Below are 11,652 nucleotides of genomic sequence, written 5' to 3'. Positions count from 1 at the left end.
CGCGGAGGGCATATCGCCCTCCGCGAGTCACTATTCGGACGATTTTCCGGGTTGGCGGCAGTCACGCTCGGGCGAAGTTTGCGGTCAAGTCGCTAACAATGCTGTCCCACAATGGTTCTGGCAGATCGTGGCCCATTCCATTGACCAGCGTGAACCGTGCGCCCTTGATCGCCCTGGCGATCGCGCGTGCTCCCGACGGACGCATCAACTTGTCATCCGCCCCGTGTAAAACCAAGGTGGGCGCGGTGATTCGATTATCGAATGGCACCAGTCGACCGGTGCCCATGATGGCGGCGAACTGTCGCGCGAATCCGATGGGGTAGTAGCTGCGGTCGTAATATTCGGTCGCGTGCGCCAGCGCCTTATCCGGTGCCGGTCGGTGTACGGGGCTACCGATGATGTCGCCGACGCGTACGGTATTCGCGATGATCTCCTCGCGGCTGGCGCCCTTTGGCGGCGGCTTCAGCAGTGCGACAAGCTGTTTCGGTCCCGGTGGAGCAAGAAAACCCTGATTGTTGCTGGACATGATCACGGTGAGTGTTCGGGTCCGTTCCGCGTGCTCGGCAGCAAAGACCTGGGCAATCATGCCGCCCATCGATGCACCGACGATATGGGCTTGGGCCACCCCGAGATGATCCAGGACGCCCGCTGCGTCGTCGGCCATCTCGGTGAGCGTGTATGCCGTACCGGCAGTTGGTCGCCCGAGGTAGTAGCGCGTCATATTGGCGAGCATGGATCCGCCGCCGGCACGCACGCCGTCGAGTTTGGTCGATAGGCCACTGTCACGATTGTCGAATCGGATCACGCGAAAGCCCTGGTCTGCCACCTGCTGGCAGAATTCGTTGCGCCAGAACACCATCTGTGCGCCGATGCCCATGATCAGGAGTACGGCGGGATCATCGACGTCACCGAACTCGTCATAACAGATCTTTAGGTCGCCGACGGTCGCGAAGTTGGCAGCTTGGGTCATTCGCTCATCTTGTCACGGGGTGACTGGTCGGTGGCCGGTACGGGTCGGCCATAGCGTGACACGGTTATCTCGGCGTGGGCGAGGCGACGAAGTCCGGTCAGGATCGGCTCGTAGAGAATTGAGCCCGCGGCCATTGTGGTCAGCCCCCGACTGAGGTCGGTGAGGTGATTCGACGAGATGTCGGTTCGGTCGATGTCAACTGTGGCCACGTCCATCGCAGCGCGCGCGTAGGCCCGTAACGCGTCATCGGAGATCGGCACGCCTAGGTCTGTGAGTGCGTCGACGACTTCCTCTAGTCTCGCGAGGTAGGGATCGTGGGAGTGGGGTGTCCAGCCCAGATCGACCAGAACTTTGCGGACACGACCGTCGCTTTCGATCGGAGGCCGATCCGCGAATGCCAGGTAGGCGGCACCCAGAACCTCGGTCGGCGAGCGGTGTTCGCCGGTCAGCACGTCGAGAACGCTGTGTACCTGACTCAAACTGAGCCCGCCGACGTCGATCAACGCGCGGATTAGACGTAGCCGCTGAACATGGTCGGCGCCATAGGTCGCGCGGGTGGCGCTGGTCCGCTCGCCGGCCGGCAAGAGCCCGCTGCGGAGATAGAACTTGACGGTGGCCACGGTATGTCCGGTGGTCGCTGCCAACTCGGAAATCTGCACGGATTCTCCAATCTGCTTGACATTGGATACTACCGCTATCCATCATTGGAGAGTGTCACTACCTAACTAGTCGGCACAGCCCAGCCCAGCCAATAGCCAGCCCAGTCAACCGGGAGGTCGCCGTGGGCACTGTTCGGACCACCACACACAACACCGACCAGCCGATCGTGGTCTTTCTCATCGGATTTCGCATAAACAACCCACTCCGACTCAAACAGTGGATCCCAGTGTTCACCGCTATGCCGCGGATGCTTCGTGAACTCGACCGAGATCCGGCGAGTGGTCTGCTGCACTATCAACTCGCCCTCCAGCCCCGCGGGGCGATGGTGGTCCAGTACTGGCGCAGTGTCGACGAGCTCTACCGATACGCCCGCGATGCCGACCATAAGCATTGGCCCGCGTGGAAAGCCTTCTACGCCAGGGCAACAGCGGCCCCTGACGCGGTCGGCATCTGGCATGAGACCTACGACGTTCCGGCTGGAAATGCCGAATCCATCTATGGCGCGATGCCGGTGACGGGGCTGGCAGCCGCGACCTCGTCGGAGCCGGTCACCGCGGCGACGCGTTCGGCTAAGCAGCGGATGCGGCGTCGGGTATCGCCTCGGCGATCTGGGCCTGCCAGTCCCGACGCCAGCGATCTGGGAAACACTGTCGCAGAAGATCGAACATAATCGGGACCGCCGTAGACGCGCCGGGCGATGCGCCGAGCAGTCCCGCGATGGTGCCATCGCCGCCGACGACCAATTCGGTACCGGTCTGCAGCACACCGGGATTGCGGCCGACGCGGCGAATCAGCTGCGCGCGTTGGCCGGCTCCGATCATCTTCCACTGAGTTGAGTCGGCCCCGGGGTAGTAGGCGCGAAGTTGTGAAAATTTCCGTGCTCTCGACAAAAATAATTGCGCTACAAGGTATTTCACCAGCGGCACGTTGCCGGCTATCGCGGCGGCGAGACCGAGGATGTTATGCGGGCGAACCGTCATGAAGAAGTCGGTCAGTTTGCCGCTGCGAAGCAGTCGCGTGCTGAAGGTTGCGTATGGACCGAACATCAACGCCTGCTCGCCGTCGACAAAGCGCTTATCCAAGTGCGGCACCGACATCGGCGGTGCGCCAATCGGTGCCTGGCCATAGACCTTTGCGCGGTGTCGAGCGACGATATCGGGGTCGGTGCAGCGGAGGAATGCGGCCCCGACTGGGAGTACCCCGTATCCGCGGACTTCCGGCACTCGTGCCTTTTGTAGCAGGCGTAGCGCCTGGCCGCCGGCGCCGACGAAGACAAACCTCGCAGATAGCTGGAACCTTGTGCCATTCTTGCGATTTCGACCCTCGACGCTCCAATCGGCGTTCGGCCCTCGCCGCAGTGTCGTCACTTCGGCTCCGGTGCGGATTTCGCCGCCCGTCGCGGTGATGACGGACGCTAGCGAGGTGGTCAGCGCCCCGAAGTCGACATCGGTGCCGCCAGCGACCCGCGTGGCGGCGATCGGCCCGTCCTCGGCTCGTCCGTCGATGGTCAGTGGCGCCCAGGATCGAATGATCTCTCGATCCTCGCTGTACTCCATCTCGGCGAAAAGCTCTGACGCTGAGAGGGTTTCGTAACGTCGTCGAAGGTAGTCGACGTCGGTGCGGGTGTAGACCAGGTTCATGTGCGGAGCGGTATGGACGATTGAACCGAGATCGAGGAGTCCACGCGCGGCGAGGGATGACCACCATTGGCTGGTGATTCGGAATTGCCGCGCGGCGTCGATTGCCTTGTCCCCGTTGGCCGGGTCGGGCATGTAGTTGAGCTCACAGAATCCGGAGTGGCCGGTGCCCGCGTTATTCCACGATCCGGAGCTTTCCTCGGCAAGGTCATCGGCGCGTTCCAGTAACACGACGCGGAGGTCGGGCGAAAGGGTGCTCATCATCGCTCCGAGTGTCGCGGACATGATGCCGCCGCCGATCAAGACGACGTCGTAGCAGGTGGAGTCGATGTCAGTAGTCATTGTTGGCCTTCCCGGATGCGAGTGACACCATCGTGCGTCGATAACAACCAATCTGTCCAATGTATGTTTTGATGATTATCATCCAAATATGGATGAGTTTTACCGAGGGCAGACCGTCGATCTGATGCCCTCGTTGGTGGCATTCGAAGTTGTCGCTACGACTGGACACGTGACTCGTGGAGCGCAGTTGCTCGACGTTCCGCAGTCATCGGTGAGTCGCCGATTGCACGCCCTGGAGAAGACGCTCGGGGTGGCGCTATTCGTGCCGGCCGGGCGCCGACTGGTCCTCACGGCGGCCGGTCGTGAACTCCTCGCACGAATTCGGGGTCCGCTGCGAGCTATCGATCAGGCGCTGACCGCGGTGGTCGACGACCTCGACCCCGACGTCGGTGTGGTCCGGTTCGGCTTTCCACTTAGCCTGGGGCCGAACCTGATTCCGCGAATGCTCGCCGAATTCCACGACGTCGCGCCGGGAATCCGTCTGGTGCTCCGGCAGGCTCATGGTGCCGAGCTCGTTCGGTGCCTGCGGGAGGGAGAACTGGATCTGGCAATCGTCATCCCCGCACCGGTTGGCCTACCGACCACACCGTTGGGAACTCAGCGGGTAAGCCTGCATGTACCGCGTGATCATCGGCTGGCACACCGGAAAATGATACGACTCAACGAACTCGCCGATGAGGATTTCATCGCCAACCCGTCGACCTATCATCTCCGTCAAGAGACGCGACGGTGGTGTGCCGCAGCGGGATTCGAGCCTAGGGTGAGCGTGGAGATCGCGGATTTCGAGACGATGCGGTCGATGGTCGGTCGTGGATTGGGTGTCGCGATCATGCCGCGATCGCTTGAAGCTGGCGCACCGGACGACGTCGCGACGCTGGAGTTGGCGAATGGTGACTTCACGCGAAGCGTCGGGCTGGCGATGTCCGCCGCGGTGGCGTCGCCGGCGGCGCAGCGCCTGCAGGCGCATGTGCGGGACAGATTTCCGGAGATCGCCGACTAGTCGCCGTGACACGAGCCGATAGCGTCGGCCATTTCGGACGGTGTCTCCCGCCTGCCGCGATACAACCACGCGAATAGGACGTTGAAGTATCCGCCCGCATTGAAGGCCAATGCGTATTCCAGGTGAGTGGCGTCGAGGAACCTCGGGCTCTGAGTGCGTTGATAAGCCACTCCTGCGAACGTGCCGCGATGGGATTCACCCGTTTGGACTAGTCGATTCGGTCAAGGTGTCTCACATTCCGGGCGAGTGCGTCACTTGCCGTCAATTCGTTGACTTGCGCAGGTCGTCTGGTCAGACGCTGACTTGTCACACCTGTGACAGTCAAGTCGTGAAGAGAGTGCGGATGCTGACGCGTGCAGTTCGGGCGATCTGCCGGATCTACGGCACTATGTGCATCTCGGAAAAGCTCTGGTGGGCGCACAAATTCTTCCTCGGCGGGGTCGAGCGCGCGGAAGAGGGTAGCGGGATCGAGGAGTATTTCGCCGCTCAGGATATTCACTATTCACTCCCCGCTGATTTCGTCGAAGAATCTTCCGTACAAATCGCCTCGGCTGGGGACATTCTCACCTCTGAGCACATCCGGCCAGAGGCGACGTCGCACTAATGGGACGAGATCGGTGATTTTCTCTTCGACGTCGACCTGGCAGTACTCGATACCGATCCGCTCGCGGATTTCAGGGCCTTCATCGGGCCGCGTTCGTGGCGATTCGCGGGATCCTGCTGGACCGGCCCGACGTCGAACGATTCGACGACCTGGACGCCAAACTCGACTCGTTCTGAGACTATTTCGTCGCGCTGCCCGGCTTGGCGTAGGTGTCGACGTACACCTGCCCCGTCTTCGCGCGGATCTGCGCCATCAACGTATTGGTAGCGTCTCGGATCTCAGTCTCATTGTCGGCGTGTACGTGGCTGAGGTCCAGGGGCGGCAGAATGTCGACTGATACGCGGCTCTTCCAGAAGTTGGTGCGGTTCCGGTTGTCGGTGCCGGTCAGTGCGATCGGAATGATCGGAGTGCCGGTTGCCACCGCGACTCGAACGACTCCCGTCTTGCCCCGATACATGCGGCCATCGGGTGACCGCGTGCCCTCCGGATGAATACCCCACGCACCGCCACCGTCGACGATCCCGGTCGCGGCATCGATGGCGGGTGTCGCCTTCGCGCCGCCCGCGCGGTCGACCGGAATCTGTCCCATCCCGGAGAAGAACACCTTCTTGAACTTGCCGCGTAGACCGGGCTGGGTGAAGTAGTCGGCCTTGGCCAGGAACATCACCGGACGTCGGGCGGACTGGACGACGAAGAAGGAATCGGAGATAGCGAGGTGATTGGCCGCCAGGATGACCGGGCCAGTCTTCGGAATATTCTGCTGCCCAGTCACTTTCGGTCGTCCCCAGACGAATAGGAACGGACCGATGAGAATATGCCGGGCCACTCGGTAACGAAAAGCTTGGCGCAGGCTCTGTATCGACATGAAGGATGTTTACCATCCCGGGGTCAGCCATGTGATCGGCTTACGGACACTGCGCGGCCCAACTAGGCTAGATGACTGTGGAGATTCCAACGTACGAACTACCTAATGGTGTTTCCTTGCCGCTGGTTGGACTGGGTACGTTCGGCATGCTCGGGCAGCCTTGTGCGGGAGCCGTCGAGACCGCCGTCCGCAACGGGTACCGATTGCTCGACACCGCATCGCATTACGGCAATGAACGCAGCGTCGGGATCGGCGTCGCCGAATCCGGCGTAGACCGTGATCGGGTGCTGATCCAGACGAAGGTCGCCGGCGGCGACCACGGATACGACGAGGCGATCAACGCGGCGAAGGAGAGCGCGCGGCGTCTTCAGGTCGCGCAGATAGATGTGTACCTGATCCACTGGCCGTGTCCCAGCCTTGGCAGGACCGTCGAAACGTGGAAGGCGTTGGTGACTCTCGCCGACGAGGGCTTCGTCCGGGTTCCGGGAGTCTCGAATTTCAAGCAGAAGCATCTGCAAGCGCTGTACGACGCCACCGGAGTGTGGCCCCCGATCAACCAGATTCAGTGTTCTTCTTCATTGGCGAGAACTGAGTTACGCGCCTTCATGGCCGACCGGGGCATCTTCGCTCAGGCCTGGCACCCGACCGGCCGGAAGGAAGGGTTACTCAACGATCCGTCGGTCCTCGCGATGGCGCGCAGACATGGCAAGTCCCCGACCCAGATCGCGCTGCGCTGGGCAGTACAACAGGGGATCGGGGTGGTACCCAAATCGTCGCATCGGGGACGTCAAGACGAGAACGCCGACATCTTCGACTTCGCCCTCGACGACGGTGACCTGCAAGCATTGACCGGCCTTGATCGTGGTGAAGCCGCGGCACGCGATTCGGACGTCGTCGAGGAGTTCTGAAGCGTCGCTGAACCAGCCCGCTAGAGTGTCTGAGGTGTCCGCTCATGACCCCAACGTTCCTCACGAACATCCGCATATCCCCACCCCGGTCGAGTTGCCGCTCGAAGTCGAGGAGATGCGCGACGACGTCGACCTCAGGACAGCGATAATCCGGTTCATCATCACCGGCGCGGGTTCGGCGGTGTTGGACCTAGGGCTCACTCAACTCTTGCAGTTCGGTTTCGGGACATCTGAGTGGATAGCTAAGGCGTGCGGGTTCATCCTGGGCACGACGGTCGCCTACCTGGTCAACCGCCGCTGGACGTTCAAGGCGGACCCGAACACTGCTCGGTTCGTGGCGGTCGTGGTGCTTTACCTGGTGACATTCGTCGTCAACGTCGGCGTCTATACGTGGTTGCTGCACGTCTTTGGCGATTCGCGGATCTACAGCATTGTCGCTTTCGTGATCGCGCAGGGAATCGCCACTGTCATCAACTTCGTCGTGCAGCGCGCGGTGATCTTCAAGTTGTAGGTCGGCTTACCGCAGAAATATGTCCCGACGTTGAATCAGGTGTCTATATGCCATCTGATCGCCCGTGGGGACATATCTGAGCTGCTGGCTAGCCGTTGACCTTTGCGATCACATTCTCCGCGTACCAGTTGAGATGGTCGATCTTCTTCTGCAGCGGCTCGGTATCGTTACCCATGATGTAGGGCAGTCGGAATCCGACAATGACGTCGGTGATTCCCTTGTCCTCCAAGCGCTTACAACCATCCACCGTATACGCGTCGAGTGAGATCACGTGGACCTCGAAAGGATCGTCGAGTTTGCCCTCCGCCTTGCGGATGTCGTTGATCTTGCCGAGCAGCATGTCGAGTTCTTCACCGTCGCCACCGCCGTGCATCCAGCCGTCGCCGCGCACCACCGCACGACGCAGTGCGGCGTCGGCGTGACCGCCGACCAGCATCGGGATGGGTTCGGTTGGCGCGGGGGACATTTTGATCTTCGGAATGTCGTAGAACTCGCCGTGGAATTCGAAGTATTCGCCAGTCGACAGTCCCCGGATGATGTCCATGCACTCGTCCATCCGCTTGCCGCGGCGTTTGAAGTCGACGCCCATGAAGTCGTAGTCCTCGGGCCACGGGCTGGTGCCGACACCCATCGCGAACCGGTTGTTGGTCAACGTCGCGATCGACATAGCCTGCTTGGCTACCAAGGCGGGCGGGCGGACCGGCAGCTTAACGACGAACGGGGTGAATCGGATCGTTTCGGTAACCGCGCCGAGTGCGGCGCCGGCGATGAAGGTTTCGATGAAGTCCTTGCCGTCGAGGAATTCGCGATTGCCGTCGGGGGTGTAGGGGTAGGTTGCGTCGGACTGTTCCGGGTAGGCCAGTGAATCGGGGATGGTGAAACCGTCGAATCCGGCCTTCTCGGCCGCCTGAGCAAGCGGCGCGTAGAAGGACGTGTCGGTCATGGCTTCGGCGAACGTGAAACGCATCGAGAAGGTCCTGTTCTGGAGGGGACGTCTCTTCACAGTAGAACACGTTCTAGTTGCGTTGTGGGCGGTTGTTCGAGTTGGAGTCGGGTCAGTCGAGTGCCGCAGCCGTAAACAAGCCGGTCAAGCATAGAGTGCCGCGTTCATCGTCGGCGTAGACGTCGGCTGCCGCGACCATGCGACGACCGGGCTTGCTGACCAATCGGCCAACGGCGATGAGGCGTTCGCCGCGGGCGGGGGCCAGGTTATGTGTCTCGCATCCGACGGTCGCGATGAATTGGTTGGGCCGGGCGACCATGGATGCGCTGGCGACTGCGGCGAAGTCGGCGAGGGTGGCGACTATCGCGCCTTGGACCGTCGCGCCGTCGAAGGTGATATGAGGCGCGATCTTCATGCTGATGGCCGAGCGTTCCGGCGCGGCGTCGAGTAGTTCGAGGCCGAGTGTCTCGGCGACGGGGGCGTTGGCGAGAAACTGGCGAATTCTGTCGAGGTTGTCGGTCATTCGGGAAACATATCACTGATACAAAACTAGGGAAAGGGTGTTGTCATACTGTTCAGATGCCACGTCCACGGACCCGGGATGCCGAACTGTTTCAGCGATTCGTCGACGCTGCGACCCAGATTGCCATCGACGAAGGTGTCGCGGCATTGACCACGCGACGGGCTTCAGAAGCTGCGGGAAGTAACATCGCAGCGCTCAATCAGCTATTCGGCAGCCGGGACGGACTCGTCGATGCCGTGATGGCAGTGGGGTTCGATCGGCTGGCCGAGCGAGCGCACGAGCACCTCGATACGCAACCGCCGGGCGCGGCTCGCCTGCATGCGTTCGCCGCTACCTTTCGTGAATTCGCCGACGACGCGCGCGGATTGGTCGACGTGATGCTCGCTCGCCCCCTATCCGTCAATGGCGGCGTCGACCTCGCGGGTGCTTGGGAATGCCGGCGGATGCTGACGGCGGCGGTCGGTCAGATTTCTGGTTCGATCGAGGATATCGACAGTGCCGCACTGGGATTCGCGGCGCTGGTCGAGGGATTGGCGACCAGTGAGCGCCGCGGGCTTTTGGGTGGCTCGTCAGCGGCCGATCAGGTCTGGAGAGTTGCGATCGAGGCATACCTGGCTGGTCTCGCCGCCGTGGACGAGTAGGCCGACTTGGTCGCGGCGTCTCGATACACCCGGCTCGGCTGGCGCCTCGCCGGGCACTCGACGGGCGGCCGCTCCGATGGAGTCACATATCGAGGCCCGGCGAGTCGGACTCGATACTCAGCCGAGAGCGCGCAACCGGCGTGAGCCGTGCCTGGTCCAGGTCTACTCGGGTCGCGAAAAGTGTTCCGCCCGACCAAGTTTGCGTAGCCGCACCCATTCGCGGAAGCCGGCCAGGTCACGCTGCTGTACCAGGAAATACCAGCCGAACCGGGCGTATTCCTGCGGAATGAGCTTGCGCATACCCGGCTGACTCATCAGGTAGCCGCGGTTGCGGTAGGTGAAGTAACGCTTGTTCGCATTATCTGGATACTGGGTGTGCATCCGACCACCGAGAATGGGCCGGAACTCGTCGCTGCCATCGGGGTGCAGGTACGCGGTGGTCAGGCAGGTCCCGAAACGTAGTCCCGACCGCGTCAGGCGACGATGCATCTCAACTTCGTCGCCGCGGAAGAACAGTCGCAGGTCGGGTACGCCGACTCGCTCGAGCGCCTGGGCGGAGAACAACGCGCCGTTCATCAGTGAGGCGATGCCCTCGAGGAGATCATCGGTAGTATTCGGCCCGCTCCCGGCGCCGGTCACATTCGGCCCGCTCCCGGCGCCGGTATGCTCTTGTCCCTCAAACAGTTCCGACCGCTTGCGACGCCATACCAGGCCCCGGCGCAGCGGGAAGGCAAGTGTGTCGGGGTCGTCGATATTGCACACCACCGGCGACACCTCGGCAAGGCCGTGCCGTGTCGCGCAGTCGAGCAGCGTCGAAAGTACTTGCGGCCCTTCGGGTCGGCCGTCGTCGTCGGCGCACCACACCCAGTCAGCGCCGAGCGCCAGCGCGTGCAGCATGCCCAGTGCGAAACCGCCCGCGCCACCGAGGTTGTGCTGTGACCCGATATAGGTTGTCTCGACGCCGGTCGCGTTGACCAGCTCGGCCACCCGCTGCTCGGCGGCGTTGTCGACGACGATCAGGTGGTCGACCGGACGATCCTGCGCGGCAATGACTTTCAACGACTCGGCAAGCAACTCCGCCCGACGATGAGTGACCACCACAGCCACGACGCGCGTGGTGCTACTCACCGGCATCGGCTTTGGTGTCGGCATTCTCGTCGTCGCTGGTCTCGGGTGCGTCCGACACCGACCCGACGAAGTTGGGCCGGGTCTTGTCGTCAGCCTCCAGATTGGCGAGTACCTTTCGGACGCGCGCGGCGGCGTCGGGGCCCTCGTAAGCGTCGACGACTTCTTCGATGCCGCCCTCCATCCGGATCTGACCGTGGTCGATCCACAATGCGCGGTCGCACAGCTGGGCGAGGAATTCGTTTGAGTGACTGGCGAAGACGAGAATGCCAGAGCGTTCGACCAAGGCCTGCAAGCGAACTCGGGCCTTGCGCATGAAGTCGGCGTCAACCGCGCCAATACCTTCGTCGAGGATCAGGATCTCCGGGTCGATGCTGGTGACGACGCCGAGGGCGACGCGGACGCGCATACCCGTCGAGTAGGTACGCAGTGGCATTTCGAGATAGTCGCCCAGTTCGGTGAACTCGGCGATCTCGTCGGTCTTGCGCAGCATCTCCTTACGGCTCATACCCAGGAACATCCCGCGGACGATGATGTTCTCGTAACCAGAGATCTCCGGGTCCATACCGACGCCCAGGTCGAAGACCGGTGCGACGCGTCCCTGCACCCGGCACGCACCACGGGTCGGTTCGTAGATACCCGAAAGTAGGCGCAGCAGCGTCGACTTGCCCGCGCCGTTGTGCCCGACCAGGCCAACCCGGTCGCCGTGTTCGAGGTGCAGATTGATGTTGCGGAGAGCTTCCACCACAACGAGATTCGAACCAGCGGAGCCGATGACACCACCGGCCTTGCCCAATACGGACTTCTTGATCGAGCGGGTCTTGGCGTCGAAGATGGGAAAGTCCACGCACGCGTCCCAGGTATCGACGCGGACCTTGTCGGGGTCCACGAGGGCAGCGGACTTGAGTATCGAATTCTTCACA

Annotated in this window: 15 protein-coding genes; 6 read left to right on the top strand and 9 right to left on the bottom strand. The window is 62.2% G+C overall.

Annotated features, from left to right (window positions below):
• Positions 1-61 precede the first annotated feature (61 nt).
• A complete protein-coding gene (locus AAFP29_RS08645; RefSeq protein WP_419216925.1) occupies positions 62-970 on the bottom strand; it encodes an alpha/beta fold hydrolase in 909 nt (302 codons plus the stop codon).
• Positions 967-1,629 (bottom strand): MerR family transcriptional regulator, encoded by a 663-nt coding sequence (locus tag AAFP29_RS08640; RefSeq protein ID WP_419216924.1) that lies wholly within the window; start codon positions 1,627-1,629, stop codon positions 967-969. Before AAFP29_RS08640 ends, AAFP29_RS08645 begins: the two co-directional genes overlap by 4 nt.
• A gap of 122 nt (positions 1,630-1,751) precedes the next feature.
• Here AAFP29_RS08640 and AAFP29_RS08635 point away from each other — a divergent pair, with 122 nt between their 5' ends.
• Positions 1,752-2,300, top strand: coding sequence for a DUF4188 domain-containing protein (locus AAFP29_RS08635; protein ID WP_419216923.1), 549 nt, complete (start codon positions 1,752-1,754; stop codon positions 2,298-2,300).
• On the opposite strand, the gene mqo is transcribed toward AAFP29_RS08635, so the two are convergent.
• On the bottom strand, positions 2,200-3,609 hold the full coding sequence (mqo, locus tag AAFP29_RS08630) for a malate dehydrogenase (quinone) (RefSeq protein WP_419216922.1): 1,410 nt from the start codon (positions 3,607-3,609) through the stop codon (positions 2,200-2,202). The two genes, AAFP29_RS08635 and mqo, sit on opposite strands and share 101 nt — an antisense overlap.
• 88 nt (positions 3,610-3,697) lie before the next feature.
• On the opposite strand from mqo, the gene AAFP29_RS08625 reads away from it, so the two are divergent.
• Positions 3,698-4,609, top strand: a complete 912-nt coding sequence (locus tag AAFP29_RS08625) for a LysR family transcriptional regulator (RefSeq protein ID WP_419216921.1) — start codon at positions 3,698-3,700, stop codon at positions 4,607-4,609.
• Here the strand turns inward: AAFP29_RS08625 and AAFP29_RS08620 are convergent.
• Entirely contained in the window at positions 4,606-4,779 is a 174-nt protein-coding gene (locus tag AAFP29_RS08620) for a hypothetical protein (RefSeq protein WP_419216920.1), read from the bottom strand. The genes AAFP29_RS08625 and AAFP29_RS08620 overlap by 4 nt on opposite strands.
• Positions 4,780-4,952: 173 nt before the next feature.
• On the opposite strand from AAFP29_RS08620, the gene AAFP29_RS08615 reads away from it, so the two are divergent.
• The gene (locus tag AAFP29_RS08615; RefSeq protein WP_419216919.1) at positions 4,953-5,213 is read left to right on the top strand and encodes a hypothetical protein; all 261 of its coding nucleotides are present in this window, start codon (positions 4,953-4,955) and stop codon (positions 5,211-5,213) included.
• A gap of 178 nt (positions 5,214-5,391) precedes the next feature.
• Here AAFP29_RS08615 and AAFP29_RS08610 read toward each other — a convergent pair whose 3' ends face one another.
• Entirely contained in the window at positions 5,392-6,078 is a 687-nt protein-coding gene (locus AAFP29_RS08610) for a lysophospholipid acyltransferase family protein (RefSeq protein WP_419216918.1), read from the bottom strand.
• A gap of 77 nt (positions 6,079-6,155) precedes the next feature.
• Between AAFP29_RS08610 and AAFP29_RS08605 the strand changes: the two genes are divergently transcribed.
• Together AAFP29_RS08605 and AAFP29_RS08600 are read left to right on the top strand one after the other, a co-directional pair.
• Positions 6,156-6,986, top strand: a complete 831-nt coding sequence (locus tag AAFP29_RS08605) for an aldo/keto reductase (protein ID WP_419216917.1) — start codon at positions 6,156-6,158, stop codon at positions 6,984-6,986.
• A gap of 34 nt (positions 6,987-7,020) precedes the next feature.
• On the top strand, positions 7,021-7,497 hold the full coding sequence (locus tag AAFP29_RS08600) for a GtrA family protein (protein ID WP_419216916.1): 477 nt from the start codon (positions 7,021-7,023) through the stop codon (positions 7,495-7,497).
• Positions 7,498-7,585: 88 nt separating this feature from the next.
• Here AAFP29_RS08600 and AAFP29_RS08595 read toward each other — a convergent pair whose 3' ends face one another.
• Positions 7,586-8,464 carry a TIGR03619 family F420-dependent LLM class oxidoreductase gene (locus tag AAFP29_RS08595; RefSeq protein ID WP_419216915.1) on the bottom strand — a complete coding sequence of 293 codons (879 nt, stop codon included), beginning with the start codon at positions 8,462-8,464 and terminating at the stop codon, positions 7,586-7,588.
• 88 nt (positions 8,465-8,552) lie between these two features.
• On the bottom strand, positions 8,553-8,963 hold the full coding sequence (locus tag AAFP29_RS08590; RefSeq protein ID WP_419216914.1) for a PaaI family thioesterase: 411 nt from the start codon (positions 8,961-8,963) through the stop codon (positions 8,553-8,555).
• Between the two features lie 56 nt (positions 8,964-9,019).
• Between AAFP29_RS08590 and AAFP29_RS08585 the strand changes: the two genes are divergently transcribed.
• Complete coding sequence (locus AAFP29_RS08585; RefSeq protein ID WP_419216913.1) at positions 9,020-9,604, top strand: TetR/AcrR family transcriptional regulator; 585 nt, start codon at positions 9,020-9,022, stop codon at positions 9,602-9,604.
• Between the two features lie 162 nt (positions 9,605-9,766).
• On the opposite strand, the gene AAFP29_RS08580 is transcribed toward AAFP29_RS08585, so the two are convergent.
• On the bottom strand, positions 9,767-10,738 hold the full coding sequence (locus AAFP29_RS08580; protein WP_419217250.1) for a glycosyltransferase: 972 nt from the start codon (positions 10,736-10,738) through the stop codon (positions 9,767-9,769).
• The gene (locus AAFP29_RS08575) at positions 10,725-11,651 is read right to left on the bottom strand and encodes an ABC transporter ATP-binding protein (protein WP_419216912.1); all 927 of its coding nucleotides are present in this window, start codon (positions 11,649-11,651) and stop codon (positions 10,725-10,727) included. Before AAFP29_RS08575 ends, AAFP29_RS08580 begins: the two co-directional genes overlap by 14 nt.
• Position 11,652: the final 1 nt, after the last annotated feature.

It is taken from the genome of Gordonia sp. CPCC 205333 (assembly GCF_048537885.1).
Lineage (GTDB): Bacteria > Actinomycetota > Actinomycetes > Mycobacteriales > Mycobacteriaceae > Gordonia.
This window is presented reverse-complemented; position numbering and strand designations above follow the sequence as displayed.